At 73.3% G+C, this 20167-nt stretch carries 23 protein-coding genes; 18 read left to right on the forward strand and 5 right to left on the reverse strand.

Annotated elements, in window-relative coordinates:
• Positions 1–17: 17 nt before the first annotated feature.
• From OG373_RS29785 to OG373_RS29830, 10 genes are all read left to right on the forward strand, one after another.
• Positions 18–1136, forward strand: coding sequence for a ParA family protein (locus OG373_RS29785; protein ID WP_397735916.1), 1119 nt, complete (start codon positions 18–20; stop codon positions 1134–1136).
• Positions 1121–1651, forward strand: a complete 531-nt coding sequence (locus OG373_RS29790; protein WP_405441416.1) for a hypothetical protein — start codon at positions 1121–1123, stop codon at positions 1649–1651. Before OG373_RS29785 ends, OG373_RS29790 begins: the two co-directional genes overlap by 16 nt.
• 363 nt (positions 1652–2014) lie before the next feature.
• Positions 2015–3127, forward strand: a complete 1113-nt coding sequence (locus OG373_RS29795) for a segregation and condensation protein A (protein ID WP_405441417.1) — start codon at positions 2015–2017, stop codon at positions 3125–3127.
• Entirely contained in the window at positions 3124–3759 is a 636-nt protein-coding gene (gene scpB / locus OG373_RS29800; RefSeq protein WP_397735922.1) for an SMC-Scp complex subunit ScpB, read from the forward strand. Before OG373_RS29795 ends, scpB begins: the two co-directional genes overlap by 4 nt.
• Positions 3759–5195: a pseudouridine synthase gene (locus tag OG373_RS29805; RefSeq protein ID WP_405441418.1), complete on the forward strand. Its 1437-nt coding sequence runs from the start codon at positions 3759–3761 to the stop codon at positions 5193–5195. The genes scpB and OG373_RS29805 overlap by 1 nt, the downstream gene beginning before the upstream one ends.
• A 176-nt stretch (positions 5196–5371) precedes the next feature.
• A complete protein-coding gene (pnuC, locus tag OG373_RS29810) occupies positions 5372–5968 on the forward strand; it encodes a nicotinamide riboside transporter PnuC (protein WP_405441420.1) in 597 nt (198 codons plus the stop codon).
• Positions 5965–7044 (forward strand): AAA family ATPase, encoded by a 1080-nt coding sequence (locus tag OG373_RS29815; protein WP_405441421.1) that lies wholly within the window; start codon positions 5965–5967, stop codon positions 7042–7044. Before pnuC ends, OG373_RS29815 begins: the two co-directional genes overlap by 4 nt.
• Positions 7041–7769, forward strand: a complete 729-nt coding sequence (locus tag OG373_RS29820; protein WP_405441423.1) for an NUDIX hydrolase — start codon at positions 7041–7043, stop codon at positions 7767–7769. Before OG373_RS29815 ends, OG373_RS29820 begins: the two co-directional genes overlap by 4 nt.
• Positions 7766–8776 (forward strand): ADP-ribosylglycohydrolase family protein, encoded by a 1011-nt coding sequence (locus tag OG373_RS29825; RefSeq protein WP_405441424.1) that lies wholly within the window; start codon positions 7766–7768, stop codon positions 8774–8776. The genes OG373_RS29820 and OG373_RS29825 overlap by 4 nt, the downstream gene beginning before the upstream one ends.
• Before the next feature lie 3 nt (positions 8777–8779).
• A complete protein-coding gene (locus OG373_RS29830; protein ID WP_405441426.1) occupies positions 8780–9538 on the forward strand; it encodes a DNA polymerase beta superfamily protein in 759 nt (252 codons plus the stop codon).
• On the opposite strand, the gene OG373_RS29835 is transcribed toward OG373_RS29830, so the two are convergent.
• From OG373_RS29835 to OG373_RS29845, 3 genes are all read right to left on the reverse strand, one after another.
• Positions 9527–10207, reverse strand: coding sequence for a DNA polymerase beta superfamily protein (locus tag OG373_RS29835; protein ID WP_405441427.1), 681 nt, complete (start codon positions 10205–10207; stop codon positions 9527–9529). The genes OG373_RS29830 and OG373_RS29835 overlap by 12 nt on opposite strands.
• Before the next feature lie 27 nt (positions 10208–10234).
• The gene (locus OG373_RS29840; RefSeq protein ID WP_405441429.1) at positions 10235–10723 is read right to left on the reverse strand and encodes a Rieske 2Fe-2S domain-containing protein; all 489 of its coding nucleotides are present in this window, start codon (positions 10721–10723) and stop codon (positions 10235–10237) included.
• A gap of 81 nt (positions 10724–10804) precedes the next feature.
• Complete coding sequence (locus tag OG373_RS29845; protein ID WP_405441430.1) at positions 10805–11146, reverse strand: DUF952 domain-containing protein; 342 nt, start codon at positions 11144–11146, stop codon at positions 10805–10807.
• 98 nt (positions 11147–11244) lie between these two features.
• Here OG373_RS29845 and OG373_RS29850 point away from each other — a divergent pair, with 98 nt between their 5' ends.
• The 5 genes from OG373_RS29850 to der all read left to right on the forward strand — a co-directional run bounded on the left by OG373_RS29850 (position 11245) and on the right by der (position 16003).
• The gene (locus OG373_RS29850; RefSeq protein ID WP_405444255.1) at positions 11245–11724 is read left to right on the forward strand and encodes a YidB family protein; all 480 of its coding nucleotides are present in this window, start codon (positions 11245–11247) and stop codon (positions 11722–11724) included.
• A 131-nt stretch (positions 11725–11855) separates the two neighbouring features.
• Positions 11856–12944 (forward strand): prephenate dehydrogenase, encoded by a 1089-nt coding sequence (locus OG373_RS29855; protein WP_405441432.1) that lies wholly within the window; start codon positions 11856–11858, stop codon positions 12942–12944.
• A 168-nt stretch (positions 12945–13112) separates the two neighbouring features.
• A complete protein-coding gene (gene cmk / locus OG373_RS29860) occupies positions 13113–13820 on the forward strand; it encodes a (d)CMP kinase (protein ID WP_189973733.1) in 708 nt (235 codons plus the stop codon).
• Positions 13775–14464: a 1-acyl-sn-glycerol-3-phosphate acyltransferase gene (locus tag OG373_RS29865; protein ID WP_199816022.1), complete on the forward strand. Its 690-nt coding sequence runs from the start codon at positions 13775–13777 to the stop codon at positions 14462–14464. Before cmk ends, OG373_RS29865 begins: the two co-directional genes overlap by 46 nt.
• A gap of 75 nt (positions 14465–14539) precedes the next feature.
• A complete protein-coding gene (gene der, locus OG373_RS29870; RefSeq protein WP_397735946.1) occupies positions 14540–16003 on the forward strand; it encodes a ribosome biogenesis GTPase Der in 1464 nt (487 codons plus the stop codon).
• Between the two features lie 25 nt (positions 16004–16028).
• On the opposite strand, the gene OG373_RS29875 is transcribed toward der, so the two are convergent.
• Both OG373_RS29875 and OG373_RS29880 read right to left on the reverse strand, forming a co-directional pair.
• A complete protein-coding gene (locus OG373_RS29875) occupies positions 16029–16409 on the reverse strand; it encodes a hypothetical protein (protein ID WP_405441435.1) in 381 nt (126 codons plus the stop codon).
• 208 nt (positions 16410–16617) lie between these two features.
• A complete protein-coding gene (locus tag OG373_RS29880) occupies positions 16618–17430 on the reverse strand; it encodes a hypothetical protein (protein WP_405441436.1) in 813 nt (270 codons plus the stop codon).
• A 295-nt stretch (positions 17431–17725) separates the two neighbouring features.
• Between OG373_RS29880 and OG373_RS29885 the strand changes: the two genes are divergently transcribed.
• From OG373_RS29885 to OG373_RS29895, 3 genes are all read left to right on the forward strand, one after another.
• Positions 17726–18490 (forward strand): transglycosylase family protein, encoded by a 765-nt coding sequence (locus OG373_RS29885; protein WP_405441437.1) that lies wholly within the window; start codon positions 17726–17728, stop codon positions 18488–18490.
• 100 nt (positions 18491–18590) lie between these two features.
• Positions 18591–19121 carry a hypothetical protein gene (locus OG373_RS29890; RefSeq protein ID WP_405441438.1) on the forward strand — a complete coding sequence of 177 codons (531 nt, stop codon included), beginning with the start codon at positions 18591–18593 and terminating at the stop codon, positions 19119–19121.
• A gap of 37 nt (positions 19122–19158) precedes the next feature.
• The gene (locus OG373_RS29895) at positions 19159–20127 is read left to right on the forward strand and encodes a helix-turn-helix transcriptional regulator (RefSeq protein ID WP_405441440.1); all 969 of its coding nucleotides are present in this window, start codon (positions 19159–19161) and stop codon (positions 20125–20127) included.
• Positions 20128–20167: the final 40 nt, after the last annotated feature.

Below are 20167 nucleotides of genomic sequence, written 5' to 3' on the forward strand. Positions count from 1 at the left end.
GGGGTGGTCGAGCAGGGATGCCTGAGCGGGGCCAGGGCCCTACCGGGCTCGAAGCCGTCGGCTCCGTCGCAGTACGCACCTTCGCAAACCACCAGCACATGACGACGCCCCGAAAGAGCATGGACGGCCTAGACGTGAACTCCAGGGCCGGCGACCTGAGCGGCGAAAAGCCCGTGGGTTTCGCCGACTACGACAATGTGCCCGAGGGGCACTTCTACGACCCCGACGCGGAGTACGAACCGGACCCCGAGTACGCGGCCACTCTCGCCCCCGACGCTGCCCGTCAGCGCCGTGAGCGGATCGGCCCGACCGGACGCCCGCTTCCGTACTTCCCGATCCCGGGTCCGCTGACCGATCACGGTCCGGCGAAGATCATCGCGATGTGCAACCAGAAGGGCGGCGTGGGCAAGACCACGTCGACCATCAACCTGGGTGCCGCGCTCGCCGAGTACGGGCGCCGCGTGCTGCTCGTCGACTTCGACCCGCAGGGCGCGCTGTCCGTGGGTCTCGGCGTGAATCCGATGGAACTCGACCTGACGGTCTACAACCTGCTCATGGAGCGGGGCATGTCGGCCGACGAGGTGCTGCTCAAGACGGCGGTCCCCAACATGGACCTGCTGCCGAGCAACATCGACCTGTCCGCTGCCGAAGTGCAGTTGGTCAGCGAGGTCGCGCGCGAGTCCACCCTGCAGCGGGCCCTGAAGCCCCTGATGGCCGACTACGACTACATCGTGATCGACTGTCAGCCCTCGCTCGGTCTGCTGACCGTGAACGCCCTGACGGCGGCTCACAAGGTCATCGTCCCGCTGGAGTGCGAGTTCTTCGCGCTGCGCGGCGTGGCGCTGCTGACCGAGACCATCGAGAAGGTGCAGGAGCGGCTCAACCCCGAGCTGGAGCTCGACGGCATCCTCGCCACGATGTACGACTCCCGTACGGTGCACAGCCGTGAGGTGCTGGCGCGCGTCGTCGAGGCCTTCGACGACCACGTCTACCACACGGTCATCGGCCGCACGGTGCGCTTCCCGGAGACCACGGTCGCCGGTGAGCCGATCACGACGTACGCGTCCAACTCCGTCGGCGCCGCCGCCTACCGCCAGCTGGCCAGGGAGGTGCTCGCCCGGTGTCACGCCGAGTGAGTCTGCCCGGAGCCGACGAACTGTTCCGTACGACCGGGGGGATGGCGCTCCAGTCGTCCTCGCCGCGGCGCGGGGTCGACGAGACGCCCGCCGCGGAACACTCGGCCACTTCGGCCGGGGGCGCGGCGAGTGAGGGCCGTGGCCGGGAGGCCGCGGCCGGCGCGGAGAGCGGCGGGCCCGTCGTGGGGCAGCCCAGGCGCCCGCAGGAAGGTTCTGCCGGCCCGGCCGGAGGCGTGGGATCCGCCCCGGCCGGCGCGGGCCGCCGGGGCAAGGGGCAGGGCCGGGGCGCCAACCGGCGCCCCAGCGGCCGCGAGCGGCACGACGAGAAGATCACGGTCTATGTCTCCGCCGAGGAGCTCATGGACCTGGAACACGCGCGGCTGGTGCTGCGCGGGGAGCACGGGCTGGCGGTGGACCGGGGCCGCATCGTCCGCGAGGCGGTGGCCGTCGTCCTCGCCGATCTCGAATCCCGCGGCGACGCGAGCATCCTCGTACGGCGCCTGCGCGGTCGCTGACCGCACTACGGGCCCGCTCTTCCGGTGGCCCGGTGGCCCGGTGGCCCGGTGCCCCGGTCCGTCCGGGTCGCCCGCGCGTCGCGGCGCGGCCTGCGGCGCGCCTTCCCGGAGCCGGGCCCCGGCGGCTGTCCGCCCGATCACCGGGCCTCCGGGCGATCTGCGGCCCGGTTCGCCGGAACTCCGCCCCCGTCGCGAGGACCCGCCCGCGCGGCGCTCCGTACGGGCGGGGGAGCGCCGGTCCGGCGGTGCGGCGCGTGCCGGGCGGTGATCCGCCGGGGAGCGCGGGGGAGCCCGTAGGCTGCTGATGGCCGCGGCCATGGCGCCCGGCCCTCCACGCCGCCTCTTTGCACCTCCTGGACCGCGATGCCCCTCCCCGCCGAACCCGGCCGACCGACCCGGCGCGTCCTGGGCCGCGGCCCCGGCGCCCCCGAAGCGGCCCGGCAACCGGACGCGCACGAGGCGGGAGCGGACGCCGAAGCCGCTGAGGCGCCCGCTGCGCGCCCCGCGCCGGCGGTGGACGCTGCGGCGCCGGAACGTTCCCCCGGGCCCGCAGACGGGCAGCAGGAGCCCCAGGAGTCGGCACCGGCCCCGGCGTCGGCACCAGCACCAGCACCGCTCCCGGTCCCGGTCCCGGACGCCGAGGCGGACGTACGCACCGAGAGCGCGCCCCCCGCCGGCGGCGACGGGCGGTTCACGCTGCGGCTCGCCAACTTCGAGGGCCCCTTCGACCTGCTGCTCCAGCTGATCTCGCGGCACAAGCTCGACGTCACCGAGGTCGCGCTGTCCCGCGTCACCGACGAGTTCATGGCGCACATCCGGGCCATGGGACCCGACTGGGACCTCGACCAGACCACCGAGTTCCTCGTCGTCGCCGCCACCCTGCTCGACCTCAAGGCCGCCCGGCTGCTGCCGGTCGCCGAGGTGGAGGACGAGGCGGACCTGGCGTTGCTGGAGGCCCGGGACCTGCTCTTCGCGCGCCTGCTCCAGTACCGCGCGTACAAGCAGATCGCCGAGATCTTCGAGCGGCGCGCGGAGGCCGAGGGCAGGCGGTACCCGCGGACCGTGGGGCTGGAGCCGCACCACGCCGACCTGCTGCCCGAGGTGGTCATCAGCATCGGGCCGGAGGGGTTCGCCCGGCTCGCCGTGAAGGCGATGCAGCCCAGGGCCAAGCCCGAGGTCTACGTGGACCACATCCACGCCCCCCTGGTCAGCGTGCGCGAGCAGGCCGGGCTCGTGGTGCGGATGCTGAAGACGCGCGGGGAGGCCACCTTCCAGGAGCTCACCGAGGACGCGGAGGACACCCTCACCGTCGTCGCGCGCTTCCTGGCCCTGCTGGAGCTCTACCGGGAGAAGGCGGTCGTCCTCGACCAGGAGGAGGCCCTGCAGACCCTCACCGTGCGCTGGAGCGGCGGGGACGGCGACGGCATGCCGACCGTGACCGACGAGTTCGACCGGATCGTGGAGGCGAAGGATTGAGCAGCGACGTGAGCGCGGTGGCCGCGCTGGAGCTGAAGCCGGCCCTGGAGGCCGTGCTCATGGTCGTGGACGAGCCGGCGACCGAGGCGCACCTCGCCAAGGTGCTGGAGCGCACACCGCGCGAGGTCGCTCGCGCGCTGCGGGAGCTCGCCGACGAGTACACGGCCGCGCGCCGCGGCTTCGAGCTCAGGCTCGTCGCCGGGGGCTGGCGGTTCTACACGCGGGCGGAGTACGCCCCGGCCGTGGAGGGCTTCGTACTGGACGGCCAGCAGGCCCGGCTCACCCAGGCGGCGCTGGAGACCCTGGCGGTCGTCGCGTACCGCCAGCCGGTGAGCCGATCGCGGGTTTCCGCGGTGCGCGGAGTCAACTGCGACGGGGTCATGCGGACCCTCCTCCAGCGGGGTCTGGTGGAGGAGGCGGGGACGGAACCCGAAACAGGTGCGATCCTGTACAGGACGACGAACCACTTTTTGGAGCGGATGGGCCTGCGCGGCCTTGACGAGCTCCCGGAGCTCGCGCCCTTCCTCCCCGAGGCGGAGGCGATCGAAGCCGAGACGCAGGAAGGTGTTCCGTCGTTCGATCCGGACGCACCGGACACAGATGCAGACGACGACAAGACGACGGAACTTTGATGCGAAGCAGCGGCAACGGCAACGGTGGCGGCAACAGGAACAGCGGCGGCGGCGGTGGCGGCGGGCGCGGTAACTCCCGCGGCGGCTCCTCCAGCGGCGGCGGTGGCTACCGCGGGAGCGGCTCCGGCGGCAGCAGCGGCTCCGGCGGCGGCTACCGCGGTGGCGGCTCCGGCGGGTCCGGCGGGTCCCGCGGCGGCGGCTCCGGTGGCTCCGGCAGCTCCGGTGGCTACCGCGGCGGCAGCTCCGGCGGCTCCGGCGGCTCCGGTGGCTACCGCGGTGGCAGCTCGGGCGGCTCCGGCGGCTCGCGCGGCGGCAGCTCCGGCGGCTCCCGCGGCGGCTACCAGGGCGGTGGCGGCTACCAGGGCGGCGGCTCCGACTCGCGCGACCGCGACCAGCCGGCCCCCCGCATCCGCAACCCGCGTCCCGAGGAGCGCCGCTACGACGTCGGCCCCGAGGGCGAGCGCAGCGGACGCAGCGGCCCCAAGGCCGGCGGCGGCGGTGCCCGCGGCGCTGCGGCGCGCGGTGGCGCCAAGGGCGGTCCCCGGACCTCCAAGACCCCCGGCATCGGCGGCGCGGGCGGCCCGCGCAGCGGTCCCGGCAGCCGCAGCGGCCAGTCCCGCCCCCGCGAGCTGGACGCGCGGATCGAGGAGCGCGTGCGCGACCGGTACGCCGACAAGCCCGTGATCAAGACCCCGAAGACCTTCCCGGGTGCCGAGGAGGAGGGTGAGCGTCTGCAGAAGGTGCTCGCCCGCGCCGGCATGGGTTCGCGCCGCGCCTGCGAGGAGCTCATCGAGCAGGCCCGCGTCGAGGTCAACGGCGAGATCGTGCTGGAGCAGGGCAAGCGCGTCCAGCCGAAGGACGAGATCAAGGTGGACGGCCTGACCGTCGCCACCCAGTCGTACCTGTTCTTCGCGCTGAACAAGCCGGCCGGTGTCGTCTCCACGATGGAGGACCCGGACGGACGCCAGTGCCTGGGCGACTACGTCACCAACCGGGAGACCCGTCTCTTCCACGTCGGCCGGCTCGACACCGAGACCGAGGGCATCATCCTGCTCACCAACCACGGTGAGCTGGCCCACCGCCTCACGCACCCGAAGTACGGCGTGAAGAAGACGTACGTGGCCGCCATCACCGGCCCGCTGCCGCGCGAGATCGGCAAGCGCCTCAAGGACGGCATCGAGCTGGAGGACGGCTACGCCCGCGCCGACCACTTCCGCGTCGTCGACCAGGTCGGCAAGAACTACCTGGTCGAGGTCACCCTCCACGAGGGCCGCAAGCACATCGTCCGCCGCATGATGGCGGAGGCCGGCTTCCCCGTCGAGAAGCTCGTCCGGACCTCCTTCGGTCCGATCGAGCTGGGCGACCAGAAGTCCGGCTGGCTGCGCCGCCTGACCAACACCGAGGTCGGCATGCTGATGCGCGAGGTCGGTCTCTAGGACGCAGGCCGGTCGCCGCGCAGGCGGCCGGCCCGATCGCAGAAAACCCGCGGTGCCCCCAGGGCGCCGCGGGTTTTCTGCTTGCCGGGCCGTGTCCGCTCGGTTTTCTGCTTGTCGGGCACCCCGATTCCTGTTTATAGTCAACGTGACCATTAAACGGAGTGAGGGGGGTCGGCATGAGCTGGACCGAGGTGCTCGGCTTCGCCACCGGCGCCCTGTGCGTCTGGCTGGTCGCCCGGCAGCACGTCGCCAACTGGCCGATCGGCATCGCCAACAACGTCTTCTTCATCGTGCTCTTCGCCCAGGCCGGCCTCTACGCCGACGCCGGGCTCCAGATCGTCTTCATCGCCCTCGCCGCCTACGGCTGGTGGTCCTGGACCCACGGGGGTGGACCAGGATCCGCCGAGGCCCTGCCGGTGCGCCGCACCACCCGCACCGAATGGGCCGGGCTCGCCGCGGCGGGGGCGGTGGGGGTGCTCGCGCTCACCCTGCTGCTGAGCCTGGCCACCGACTCCACCGTCCCGTTCTGGGACGCACTCACCACCGGCCTCTCGCTCGTCGCCACCTACGGGCAGTGCCGCAAGCTGGTCGAGTCCTGGTGGCTGTGGATCGCGGCCGACCTCGTCTACATCCCGCTCTACGCCCACAAGGGCCTCTATCTGACCTCCGCGCTCTACGCGGGCTTCCTCGCCCTGTGCGTGGTCGGACTCCTCGGCTGGCGGCGCACGCTGCCCGTGCGGGACACCCGTACGGCGGCGGGGGCGACGGCATGAGGCGCCACCGTCACGGCCTGGTCCTCGGCAAGTTCTACCCGCCGCACGCCGGCCACCACCACCTCGTCCGCACCGCCCAGGACCAGTGCGAGCGGCTGACCGTACTGGTGTGCGCGGCCTCCGTCGAGTCGGTCCCGCTCGCCGACCGGGTCGCCTGGATGCGCGAGGCGCACCCCGGGGCCGAGGTCGTCGGCGCGGTGGACGACATCCCGGTCGACCTGCACGACCCGGCGATCTGGGAGGCCCACATGGCCGTCTTCCGCGCCGCGGTCCCCGGGCGGGTGGACGCCGTGTTCACCTCGGAGGAGTACGGGGGCGAGCTCGCCCGGCGGTTCGGCGCCGCGGAGGTCCTGGTGGACCGGGAACGGACGCTGTTCCCGGTGTCGGGGACGGCGGTGCGGGCGGACCCGGTCGGATCCTGGGAGTTCCTCGGGCCGGCCGTACGGGCCGCCCTGACCCGACGGGTCGTCGTCCTCGGCGCCGAGTCCACCGGCACCACCACCCTTTCGCGGGCCCTGGCGGACCACTACCGGCGGCGCGGCGGGGTCTGGGCCAAGACGGGCTGGGTCGCCGAGTACGGCCGCCGCTACAGCGAGGAGAAGCTGGCGGCGGCCCGCGCGGCCGACCCCGCGGCCTCCTGGGCGGACGTGTCCTTCACCTCGCAGGAGTTCCCGGTCATCGCCCGCCGCCAGGACGCCGACGAGGAGGAGGCGGCCCGGCTCGGCTCCCCGGTGCTGTTCTGCGACACCGACTCCTTCGCGACCGGGATCTGGCACGAGCGGTACATGGACGGCCGCAACGCGGAGGTCGAGCGGATCGCCGACCGTACCCGGCGGGACCTGTACCTGCTGACCGACCACTCCGACGTGCCGTTCGAGGACGACGGACTGCGGGACGGGCCGCAGCTGCGGCCCTGGATGACGGAGCGGTTCCGGGCGGAACTGGAGCGCACCGGGAGGCGTTACCTCGTCGTGCGCGGGGACCGGGCGGCCCGGCTGGAAGCGGCCGTCCGGGCCGTGGACGGACTGCTGGCCGAGGGCTGGCACTTCACCGACCCCCTCCCGGAGAACCGATGACCGACGGCTATGACCCTTACGCCTTCGAGCCGTTCGCGGTGACCGTCGACCTGGCCGTGTTCACGGTGCGCGGCGGCGCCCTGCACGTCCTGCTGATCCGGCGCGGTAGGCAGCCGTACGCCGGGGCCTGGGCGCTGCCCGGCGGCTTCGTCCTGCCGCGGGAGTCCGCCGAGACCGCCGCCCGGCGCGAACTGGCCGAGGAGACCGGCCTGTCGGAGCAGCTCGTGGCGGCGCTCCACCTGGAGCAGCTGCGCACGTACAGCGAGCCGGACCGGGACCCCCGGATGCGGGTGGTCTCGGTGGCCTTCACCGCGCTCGTACCGGATCTGCCGGAGCCGGCGGCGGAGGGCGGCGGGGACGCGTCGCACGCCCGCTGGCTCGCGCTGGAGGAGGTCACGGAACTGGCCTTCGACCACGCGGTGATCCTGGCGGACGCGCGGGAGCGGATCGGCTCCAAGCTGGAGTACACCTGCCTGGCCACCGGCTTCTGCCCGCCCGAGTTCACCCTCGGCGAGCTGCAGTCCGTCTACGAGACCGTCTGGAACACCACCCTCGACCGCCCCAACTTCCGCCGCAAGGTCCTGGCGACACCGGGATTCGTCGAGGCCGTGCCGGGAGCGGCCCGGCTGACCGGCGGCCGCGGGAAACCGGCCGCCCTGTACCGGCCCGGGCCGGCGACCACCCTCCACCCACCCCTGCTGCGACCGGAAGGATCACCCCGATGACCAAGCGAGCCGCGACGGGCGCCATGATCGGCCTGGCCCTGGGCGACGCCCTCGGCTTCCCGACCGAGTTCAACGACGTGCCCTCGATCCTGGCCAAGACGGGCCCCTGGCGCGAGATGAGCCTTCCGCGCCCGGCGATCGTCACGGACGACACCCAGATGACCCTCGCCCTGGCCCGTGGCATGCGCACGGCGGCGGAGCGGGGCCGGGTGGGTCCGCTCCGCCTGACCCGGCCGGTCCGCGAGGAGTTCGTCGACTGGTACCACTCCCCGGAGAACAACCGGGCCCCCGGCCGCACCTGCATGACGGCCTGCCGGCTGCTCGACACCCCGGACCGGGACTGGCGCGACGCCAGCCAGATCGGCTCCAAGGGCTGCGGTGCCAACATGCGCGTGGTCCCGGTCGGCCTGGTGCCGGACTGGACCGAGGAGGAGCGGGCCGGCGCCGCGCAGCTCCAGTCCGCCCTCACCCACGGGCACCCGACGGCGCTCGCCGCCTCCGACCTGACCGCGCGGGCGGTGCACCTGCTGGCCGGGGGCACCGAGGTGACGGGGCTCGTCGGGCGGCTGCGCTCGTACGCCCTGGAGAACCGCACCCGCTACCACGAGCGCTGGCTGGGCGACCTGTGGATGCGGACCGCCTCCGACGCCTCCCCGGAGTCCTTCATCGCGCGGGGCTGGGACGAGTGCCTGGCGGTCCTGGACCGCCTGGCGGCCGCCCTGCGGTCCCCGTCCCCGGAGACCGATCCCTGCCTGACCACGGGCGACGGCTGGATAGCCGAGGAAGCCCTGGCCACCGCCCTGCACTGCTTCCTGCTCTTCCCCGACGAGCCGCTGACGGCGCTGCGCCGGGCCGCCTGCACCCGGGGCGACTCCGACTCCATCGCCTGCCTGGCCGGCGCCTTCGCCGGAGCCCACCTCGGCGCGGACGTCTGGCCGCGCGAGTGGGAGGGCCGCATCGAGTACCGGGACGAACTCCTGGCCTTCGGCGCCCTCTGGGATGCTTGATCCATGCTGGATGCACTCAGTCTCGACCTGACCCCCGTCGTGGCGGAACAGCCCGACCCGCTGCTGTTCGCCACGGTCTCCGGCGCGCACCTGTACGGCTTCCCGTCCCGGGACTCCGACATCGACCTGCGCGGCGCCCACCTGCTCCCGGTGCAGGACCTGCTGGGGCTGCGCGAGCCGGAGGAGACACGTACCCGCATGTGGGACCGGGACGACGTGGAGATGGACCTCGTCACGCACGACCTGCGCAAGTTCGTCCGCCTGATGCTGAAGCACAACGGCTACGTCCTGGAGCAGCTGCTCTCCCCGCTCGTCGTCCACACGACGCCGGCGCACGAGGAGCTGATCGCGCTGTCCCCGGGCGTGCTGACCTCCCACCACGCCCACCACTACCGCGGGTTCGCGGGCACCCAGTGGCGGCTCTTCGAGAAGGCCGCCGAACTCAAGCCGCTGCTCTACGCGTTCCGTTCGCTGCTCACCGGCATCCACCTCATGCGGTCGGCCGAGGTACAGGCGCACCTGCCGACCCTGCTGGCCGAGGTGCCGCAGGCGCCCCCGTACCTCGCCGACCTGATCGAGGCCAAGGTGGCCGCCGAGCACGGGGGGTACGAGGGCCCGGCCCTCGGCACGGTGCGGCAGGACTTCGAGGCGCTGCACGCGGTGCTGGACGCGGCGCAGGCCGCGTCCGCGCTGCCCGAGCAGGGCTCGGCGTACGACGCGCTCGACGCGTTCGTCGTACGGCGGCGCACGCTACGCGGCTGACGCGCGGCGGGTGCGGACCAGGAAGTCCTGCACCCGCGCGTGGTCGGGCTCCGCGGGCAGGACGGTGGCGGCCAGGGCCGTGTCCGTCTCCTCCCGCAGGCGGCCCATCCAGGCGTCGACCTCGGCCCAGGTGAGCTCCCCGCGGCGGACCGCGAGGAGGCGGTCGCGGTGCGGGCCGGCGTCGATGGTCAGGCGGCCGGTGCGCAGCAGGTCACGGCAGGACAGCAGCAGGCGCAGCAGGTGCATGGCGTGCTTCCAGCGCGGGGCGCCGTGGACGCGGACGTCCGCGAGGAGTTTGCCGTGCTGGGAGGCCGCGTACCGGCTGAAGCTGGTGTGGGCCCGGCGGGAGAGGAAGGCCTCGCGCAGGGAGAGCAGCTCCTCGCCGACCGGGGTGACCTCTTCCACCAAGGGGGAGTGCAGGCACTCCAGGATGTTCGGGTTGGCCCGCAGGGCCAGTTCGCAGAATCGCTCCAGCTCCCAGGAGAACTCCTCGTCCCGCGGGCCCTCCACGTGCGTGGGGGGCTTCTCGAAACGCCAGAAGAGCGGCGTCGGGGCGAGGTAGACACCGCGCAGGTCGGTGTCGCTCGCCTCCGTCGCCAGTCCGAACGCCCGGGAGCCCATCACACACCGGTAGACCGTGTGGTCCCGTACCAGCGTCAGATCGTCCATCCGGGGAGCGTAAAGCCCGGTCAGGGGCTATGCGAGCGAGATATTGCCGTCCGCCGCGACCTTGATCTTCTTCTCGGCCAGCCCCTTGGTGGCCGGCCCCTTGGTCACCGCGCCGTCCGCGATGGCGAACTTGCTGTCGTGGCAGGGGCAGTCGATGGTGCCGTTCTCCACCTTGGTCACCAGGCAGCCCTGGTGGGGGCAGACCGCCGTGAAGCACTTGAAGGAGCCGGCCTTGGGCTGGGTGACGACGACCTTCTCCTCCTTGAAGACCTTGCCCCCGCCCACCGGCACGTCCGCCTTCTTGGTGAGAGCCTCGTCGGCGGCCGGCGCTCCGGCCTCCGAGCCGGCCGGAGAGGGGGCGGTGGGCGCGGAGGGCGCGGTATCCGCGCCGCTCGCCTCGCCCTGCGGGGCCTTCTCACCGCTGCCGCCGCCGCAGGCGGTGATCGCGCCGCCGGTCAGGGCGGCCGCGCCGATCGTCAGTACCGTGCGCCGGGCGGTGTGCGTGAGGTCGCTCATGAGTCTCTCCTCGCTTCGTGGCCGGATGGCGTGCAGCATCCTGGCCTGCGGCGGGCCTCAGGTGAAGCCTGCCGCGCCGGTTCATCGGCCCGGTTCCCACGGGGCCAGTGAGGTGGGAGTGCCGGGTGTGCGTACGACCTCCCACACGTGAACCACGGCTTCCCGGTTCAGTGGACCGTGAACATGTGGGTATCGGCCGCCGGTTTCACTCGCCCGGCGGACCTCGGAGGTCAGTACGCCCTCGTCCAGCTCCACCGCGAGCAGGATCCCGGGTACCGACCGGTAGCGCGCGTCGGCGATCGCGAGTGCCGTGGGGCGGTCCGCCGAACAGTGGACGAACCCCTCGCTCTCCAGCGAGGGCGGGGCGTACGGGAGCTCGGGCTCGGCGGCCCAGTCGGTGAGCGGGACGATATGGAAGATCATGCCGATCGTTCTACCGCAGCGGTATCGGACCTGTGCGCCAGGTGGCGGCATGCTCCGGTACGGGTGACATTGTCCGTGTCCCGAAGCCGGGTACGCCGCTGTCCGCGCGGCCCGGCCCCTCTCCGAAAGGCATGACGATGGCGGGTAACGACCTCGGCTCTCTTCTCGGCGGCCTCCTCGGCGGCAGCGGCGGCCAGAGCGGGAGCGGTGGCGGCGGCAACATCCTCGGCGCACTGCTCGGCGCGCTCATGGGCGGCGCCGGCGGAGCGAGCGGCGCCCGGGCCGGCGGGAACAACCCGCTCGGCGGGCTGATGGACATGCTGTCCAAGTCGGGCCTCGCCGACCAGGCCCAGTCCTGGATCGGCACCGGCGACAACCAGTCGGTCAGCGGCGCCCAGATCGCCGAGGCCCTGCCCGACGAGGCCCTCCAGAAGGCGGCCGCGCAGGCGGGCGTCAGCCCGCAGGAGGCCGCCGACCAGATCGCCCAGGCACTGCCCACCGCCGTGGACAGGCTGAGCCCGCAGGGGCAGCTTCCGACCGGTTCGCTGGAGGACATCATCCGGCAGCAGAAGTTCTGACCGGCCGGCAACAGCACGCCGGGGCCCGGCCGCCGTCCCACGGGATGGGCGGTCGGGCCCTCGTGCCGCACGGGCTGGATACCCTGGCCGGACAGCCCGTCAGCTCGCCTTTCGCAACCCTGGAGTGCCTCGTGAGAACCGCCGTCGTCATCGGAACCGGACTGATCGGCACCTCCGCGGCGCTCGCCCTGACCGCCCGCGGGATCACCGTCCACCTCGCCGACCACGACCCGGACCGGGCCCGTACGGCGGCCGCCCTCGGCGCCGGCACCGACGAGGCCCCGAACGAGCAGGTCGACCTCGCGATCGTGGCCGTCCCCCCGGCCCACGTGGCGGCGACCCTGGCCGACCTGATCGGGCGCGGGGTCGCCCGGGCCTACGTGGACGTGGCCAGCGTCAAGGGCGGACCGCGGCGGGAGCTGGCGGCGCTCGGCGTGGACGTCACCGCGTACATCGGGACGCACCCGATGGCCGGCAAGGAGCAGTCGGGTCCGCTCGCCGCCACCGCGGACCTCTTCGAGGGCCGCCCGTGGGTGCTGACCCCCACGCGGGACACCGACCACGAGGTCCTCAACCTCGCGCTGGAGCTGGTGGCCCTCAGCCGTGCCGTACCGGTGGTGATGGACGCCGACGCCCACGACCGGGCGGTCGCGCTCGTCTCGCACACCCCGCAGCTGGTCTCCAGCATGGTCGCGGCCCGCCTGGAGGAGGCCGACGAGACGGCGGTGCGGCTGTGCGGGCAGGGCATCCGCGACGTGACCCGCATCGCGGCCTCCGACCCGCGGATGTGGGTGGAGATCCTGTCCGCCAACCCGGGACCGGTGGCCGACGTCCTCGCCGGGATCGCCGCCGACCTGGAGGAGACCGTGGAGGCGCTGCGCGGCCTCCAGTCCGGCGACGTGGAGAAGCGGCGCGGCGGCGCCGCGGGCATCGAGGACGTGCTGCGACGCGGGAACGCGGGCCGGGTCCGGGTGCCCGGCAAGCACGGCGCGGCGCCCACGGTCTACGAGACGGTGGCCGTGCTCATCAGCGACCAGCCCGGTGAGCTGGCGCGGATCTTCGCCGACGCGGGCCGGGCCGGGGTCAACATCGAGGACGTACGGATCGAGCACGCGACGGGCCAGCAGGCGGGGCTCGTGCAGCTGATGGTGGAGCCGCGGGCGGTGGCCGGCCTGACGGCCGAGCTGCGGGAGCGGGGCTGGGCGCTGCGGCAGCAGTAGCCCGCGGCGCGCTGCCGGGGGCTCCGCCCCCGGACCACCGCGCCTCGAACCCCGGCCGGGGGCCGGATTCACCGGGCGGGGACGGGGGCCGTCCGGGGCCGGTAACCTTGGGGAGGGGCGCTTTGCCGCGCCCGGACACGTACGCGCAACCAGGAAGGTGCCCGCACCGTGGAAACCGTAGCTCCGTCCGCCGTGATCGTCGCCATCGACGGTCCCTCCGGCACGGGCAAGTCCAGCACCTCCAAGGCCGTGGCCGCCAAGCTCGGGCTGCGCTACCTGGACACCGGTGCCCAGTACCGGGCCATCACCTGGTGGATGATCACCAACGGCGTCGACACCGACGACCCGCAGGCCGTCGCGATCGCCGCCGGCAAGCCCACCATCGTCTCCGGCACCGACCCGGCCGCCCCCACCATCACCGTGGACGGCCTCGACGCCGCGGGTCCCATCCGGACCCAGGAGGTCACCTCCAGGGTCAGCGCCGTCAGCGCCGTCCCCGAGGTGCGCACCCTGATCACCGACCTGCAGCGCTCCATCGCCGCCGAGGCGGCCCAGGAGGCCGAGGGGATCGTCGTCGAGGGCCGGGACATCGGCACCACCGTCCTGCCCGACGCCGACCTCAAGATCTTCCTGACCGCCTCCGCCGAGGCGCGCGCCGCCCGGCGCAGCGGAGAGCTCCGCGGCAAGGAGGCCGCCGACCTCGCGGCCACCAAGGAGGCGCTGATCAAGCGCGACGCGGCCGACTCCGGCCGCAAGACCTCCCCGCTGGCCAAGGCCGACGACGCCGTCGAAGTGGACACCACCGAGCTCACGCTCGACCGCGTGATCGAATGCGTCGTGACGCTCGTGGAAGAGAAGCGGGCGGGCCGCAAGTGAGCGAAGCGCCCTCCCGCAAGGGTGCGGCGGTCGGCAGGCGCATCGGCATCGGGCTCATGTACGGGCTCTGGAAGCCGCGCGTACTGGGGGCCTGGAAAGTGCCCGCCTCGGGCCCCGTCATCCTCGCCGTGAACCACTCGCACAACATCGACGGCCCCATGGTGATGGGCACCGCGCCCAGGCCCCTGCACTTCCTGATCAAGAAGGAAGCGTACGTGGGCCCGCTCGGACCCTTCCTCGAAGGGATCGGGCAGGTCAAGGTCGACCGCGGCGGCCCCGACCGCACGGCGATAGGCCGCGCCCTGGGGGTGCTCGACAATGGAGGGGCCCTGGGGATATTTCCCGAGGGCACCCGGGGCGAGGGCGACTTCGCCTCGCTGCGCGCGGGCCTCGCGTACTTCGCGGTCCGCAGCGGCGCCCCCATCGTGCCCGTGGCGGTCCTCGGCAGCGGGGACACCCCGGGGCGCGTCGTCAAGGGCCTGCCGGCCCTCAAGAGCCGGGTCGACGTCGTCTTCGGCTCGGCCTTCGACGCCGGGGACGGCAGTGGCCGCCGGACCCGTACCGCACTGGACGAGGCCACCGTACGCATCCAGGACCGGCTGACCGCCCACCTGGCCGACGCCAAGCGCCTCACCGGGCGCTGAGCGAGACTTGAACCAGTAGTGGAACCGCGCTGCGCGGGTACCACCGACCACCACGAACGACGAGGAACGGACTTCATGAACGACCAGCACGACCACGGAGCACTTGGCGATGCCGAGTACGCGGAGTTCATGGAGCTCGCCGCGGAAGAGGGCTTCGACATCGAAGAGGTCGAAGGCGCGATCGAGGAGGCCGGTCACGGCCCGCTTCCCGTCCTCGCCGTCGTCGGCCGCCCGAATGTCGGCAAGTCGACCCTGGTGAACCGGATCATCGGCCGCCGCGAGGCGGTCGTCGAGGACAAGCCCGGCGTCACCCGCGACCGCGTCACGTACGAGGCCGAGTGGGCCGGCCGCCGCTTCAAGGTCGTCGACACCGGCGGCTGGGAGCAGGACGTCCTCGGTATCGACGCCTCCGTCGCCGCCCAGGCCGAGTACGCCATCGAGGCCGCCGACGCCGTCGTGTTCGTCGTCGACGCCAAGGTCGGCGCCACCGACACCGACGAGGCCGTCGTACGCCTGCTGCGCAAGGCGGGCAAGCCCGTCGTGCTGTGCGCCAACAAGGTCGACGGCCAGAGCGGCGAGTCCGACGCGGCCTCCCTGTGGTCGCTCGGCCTCGGTATGCCGCACCCGGTCTCCTCGCTGCACGGCCGCGGCACCGGCGACATGCTCGACGCCGTCCTGGAGGCCCTGCCCGAGGCCCCCGCGCAGACCTTCGGCGGCGCCGCTCCCGGCGGCCCCCGCCGCATCGCGCTGATCGGCCGCCCGAACGTCGGCAAGTCCTCGCTCCTGAACAAGGTGGCGAAGGAGGACCGCGTCGTCGTCAACGAGCTGGCCGGCACCACCCGCGACCCGGTCGACGAGCTGATCGAACTCGGCGGCATCACCTGGAAGTTCGTCGACACCGCCGGCATCCGCAAGAAGGTCCACCTCCAGCAGGGCGCCGACTACTACGCCTCCCTGCGCACGGCCGCCGCCGTCGAGAAGGCGGAGGTCGCGGTGATCCTCATCGACACCACCGAGACCATCAGCGTCCAGGACCAGCGCATCATCACGATGGCCGTCGAGGCGGGCCGCGCCATCGTCATCGCGTACAACAAGTGGGACGAGCTCGACGAGGAGCGCCGCTACTACCTCGAGCGCGAGATCGAGACCGAGATGCAGCAGGTCTCGTGGGCGCCCCGGGTGAACGTCTCGGCGCTCACCGGCCGCCACATGGAGAAGCTGGTCCCGGCGATCGAGACCGCCCTGGCGGGCTGGGAGACGCGCGTTCCCACCGGTCGGCTGAACGCCTTCCTCGGTGAGGTCGTCGCCGCCCACCCGCACCCGATCCGTGGCGGCAAGCAGCCCCGCATCCTGTTCGGTACCCAGGCGGGCAGCAAGCCGCCGCGGTTCGTCCTCTTCGCCTCCGGCTTCCTGGAGCACGGCTACCGCCGCTTCATCGAGCGCCGCCTGCGCGAGGAGTTCGGCTTCGACGGCACCCCGATCCACATCTCGGTGCGGGTGCGCGAGAAGCGCGGCGCCCAGTACAAGAAGAAGAAGTAGTCGCCGGGCGGGGGGCGCCGAGGGGTCAGTAGCTCCGGCGTGGAGCGGGCGGCAGGGCCGCCGGGATGTGCGTCATTCCGGTCTGGTGCTGCCGCCCGTCGGCGTATCCGGGGCTGCCCGCGTACGAGTACGCCGGCTGCGCCTGGGGCTGCGGCTGCGGGGCGGGAGTGTACGCGGGCTGCCAGCTGTCGACCCGCTGCCAGCCGTTGCCGCTCCAGCCGCTGCCGTACGGGCTGCCGCTCGTGTACGAGCCCCCGTAGGAGAAGGCCGTGAACCCGTGATCCTCCTCGCCCGTGCGATCGCCCGGCAGCGCCCGGAAGGCGCGCAGGTACTCCGAGTACAGCGTGTCGTAGATCGGGGTGTGCGAGACGGCCGGAGAGCTGTCCCGGTCCCGTGCGGGACGCATCGCGGGGACGCTGCTCGGGTAGGACGGGGCGCGGGAGGAGTCGTATGAATGCACGTATCAGCCAACGAAACCGGCGCTCTGCGGATGCGGGGTGACGGGGGAGTAAACACAGAAACGCCGGGGGTGTGCGGGACGGACCGCACACCCCGGCGCGCGCCGCCCGGCCCCCTCGGCAGGGGGCCGGGCGGCCGTTCCGGTACCGCCTCGGTCAGGCGCCGGGCGTACCCGCCAGCGGCATCGCGGCGGCCACGAGCTTGCCCGCGGCGGCGGCCTTGTCCAGGGCGTCGCGCAGCAGGTCCTCACGCGGCTGCTGGCCGATGGAGCCGACCGGGGCGGCGTAGATGAGCACGCGCTGGGTCTTGTTGACGGCGGCCCGCCAGCCGTCGGTGACTGACAGCGCCTGGTGCGCCTGCCACCAGGCGACCTGGCCGCCGCCCTCGGCGCCCGGCTGCAGTACGGCGTGCAGCTGGCCCGCGGCGAGCAGGACCGACCAGCCGCCGAGGAGGGTGGGGACCTCGGCGGTGTCGGTGACCGGGATGAACCCCTGCTCGATGAGGAGCGGCAGGAAGTCGTCTCCGGGGCCGTCGCTGCCGGGGCGGGCGATCGGCGCGGTCGGCTCGACCACCAGGGCGGGGTGCAGCTCCCCGCCGATCAGGATGAGGCCGCTGGTGATGCCGAGGACGGCCTGGCCGCCCTGCACGTTCTGCGGGGGCACCCCGGGGCCACCGGCGGCGGGGGCCGGGCTGTCGCCGGTGATGCTGCGGACGGCGCCCTGGAGCTGCTCCTCGGAGACCGAGACGACCTGCGAGGGGATGCAGGTGGCGTGGGCGAACGCGAGGACGGCGGTCTCCTCGCCGACGAACAGCACCGTGCTGGTGCGGTCGTTCTCGGGGTCGCCCGGGGTGCGGCAGGAGGTGCAGTCGTAACTGCGCGGCGCGTCTTCGCCGACGAGCAGCCTGTCGGCTTCTTCGTCACCGATCTCGGCACGTACCTCATCACTGACGTCGAGCATGCGCGGCACGGTGTGGCTCCTCGGCATAGGTGCGGGTCCGGGAGGCTCCCGGCTCGCCGGGCTCAACGGCTCGGCGGCGGCCGGGGTCACGCCATTTGAGGGAACGGATTCGAACCTGGCCCCCGGAAGGGTGAACCGTCCGACCGGACCTTTGTTTTCATGCCAACTGTTTTCTGGTTGTGCGCAGTTGATGCTCGGGTGTGGCCGTTTGGGGCGGAGCCGGCGGTCGGCCGACCGGGTGGGGTGCGTGCCCCGCCGCGTGGCGGGGCGGAGGAGGCCGCGGGCCGCTGCGTAGCGTGACCCGATGCCCAACCACCGGACCCGTCGAGCCGTCGGCGCCGGCGCCGCAGCCGTTGTCCTCGCCTCCGTGCTGGCGTTCGCACTGCCCCGCGGTGAAGCGGTGGCCGCGGCTCCGCCGCCGCCGGCGCCGGGGCCCGCGGGGGCGGCGCATCCCGGCTCGCCGGGGGTGATCGGGAGCGGGCCAGGGGACTGCGGACCGGGCGGGGAGTGGCCCTGGGACTGCGTGGCCGACTGCGAGAGCGGTGGGCGGTGGTCGGTGAACACCGGCAACGGCTTCTACGGCGGGCTGCAGTTCTGGCAGCCGACGTGGGAGGAGTACGGCGGGCTGGCGTTCGCGGAGCGGGCCGACCTCGCCGGGCGCGCGCAGCAGATCAGGGTTGCGGAGGACGTCCTCGACTCGCAGGGCTGGAACGCGTGGCCGGTGTGCTCGAAGCGGTACGGGCTGGCGGGGCGGATGCACGCGGTCCGGGAGGGGGACACGCTGGTGTCGATCGCCCGCAAGCACCGCGTGCCGGGCGGGTGGCGGGCGCTCCACGAGGCGAACCGGGCGCTGATCGGGCCGAAGCCGGAGGCCATCGCGGTGGGCATGCTGCTGGCCCTCCCCACCCCGGAGCCCACCGCCCCGGCACCGGTCCCGGTCCCGGCCGCCCCGGCACCGGTCCCGAAGCCCGTCCCGAAGCCCGTCCCGGCGGGGCCGGCGCCCGCGCCGGCGCCGGTCGCCGCTCCGACCGCGGTACCGGCCGTTCCACGGCCTTCCCCGCGCCCCTGACCGGAGCGCGGGACCGTGCGCGCGTTGCGCGATGCCCTGAAGGCGCTGACCCTGGAAACGACGGGCCGAACGGCTCGTCCGGACACCGGTGGTGAGCCAGATGGTCCAGAGCAGACACCCACGCGCACCCTCACGTGCCGCGGCATGCGCGGCGGCCGCGGTCCTGCTGGCCGTACCGGCCGTCGTGGGGTGGTCCTCGGGAGCCATGGCGGCGGGTGCCCCGGCCCCGCCGGCCGCCGCGGTCCTGATCGTGCCGGCCGCGGACGGGCCCGCGGACCCCGAGGCGGCCAAGGAGCAGATCGAGAAGAACTGGACCGCCTTCTTCGACCCGAAGACCCCGACCGACGAGAAGGCCGAGCTGCTCCAGCACGGCGACCTGCTCAAGCTGCTGCTGGACGGCTTCTCGGCCGGCGCCGAAGCGGCCAAGACCTCCGTCGAGGTCACGGACATCACTTTCACCTCGCCCACCGAGGGCACGGTGACGTACGACCTGAGCGTCGGCGACGAGACGGTGCTCCCCGGCAGCAAGGGGTCCGTGGTGCTGGAGGGCGGGGTCTGGAAGGTCTCGTTCAAGACCGTCTGCGAGCTCATCGAGGCCAGTGGCTCCGAGGCGCCGCCGCTGCTGTGCTGAGTACGGGCCGATCGCGGGGCTTTGGCAGACTCGGGGGATGCTCGACACCTCCGCACGACTGCTGCGCCTGCTCTCCCTGTTGCAGGCCCACCGCGAATGGACCGGCGCCGACCTCGCGGACCGGCTCGGGGTCACCCCGCGGACGGTCCGGCGGGACGTGGACCGGTTGCGGGAGCTCGGATACCCGGTGAACGCCAGCCCCGGTACCGGCGGCGGCTACCAGTTGGGGGCGGGGGCCGAGCTGCCGCCGCTGCTGCTGGACGACGACGAGGCCGTGGCCGTCGCCGTGGGCCTGCGGACCGCCGCCGGGAACGGGGTCGAGGGCATCGGGGAGGCCTCCGTACGGGCCCTGGCCAAACTGGAGCAGGTGCTGCCGTCGCGGCTGCGGCGCAGGGTGTCCGCGCTCAACGAGTTCACCGTGCCGATGCTGCGCGGGGCGCAGCGGTCCACCGTGGACGCCTCGGTGCTGACCGAGCTGGCCTCCGTCTGCCGCGACGCCGAGCGGCTGCGGTTCGGGTACCGCGACCACCGGGGGGACGTCAGCCGCCGCACCGTCGAGCCGCACCGGCTGGTGTGCACCGAGCGCCGCTGGTACCTCGTCGCCTGGGACCTGGACCGGGAGGCGTGGCGGACCTTCCGCGCGGACCGGATCGAGCCCAGACCGCCGCACGGACCACGCTTCACCCCGCGTCCGCCGCCCGCCGAGGACCTCGCGGCGTACGTCTCCGAAGGCGTGTCGCAGCGGGTGTACGCGGCCCGCGCGGTGGTGCGGCTGAAGGTGTCGGCGCAGGACGCGGCGCGGATCGTCGGGCCGAGCGACGGAGTCCTGGAACCGGTCGACGGGGAGAGCTGCCTGTTGCGCACCGGGGCGGTGAACCTGGACGTTCTGGTGATTCACATCATGATGCTCGGCTGCGAGTTCGAAGTGGTCGAGCCGCCGGAGCTGACGGATCGGATCAGGCGGGCGCGGGATCTCCTGACCAGGGCCGTGGACCCGGAGAAGTGAAGGAAATGTAGCGGACCTGAGGGGGATTCAGCTGGTCCGG

The sequence above is a fragment of the Streptomyces avidinii genome, from assembly GCF_045161815.1.
GTDB classification, from domain to species: Bacteria; Actinomycetota; Actinomycetes; order Streptomycetales; family Streptomycetaceae; genus Streptomyces; species Streptomyces avidinii.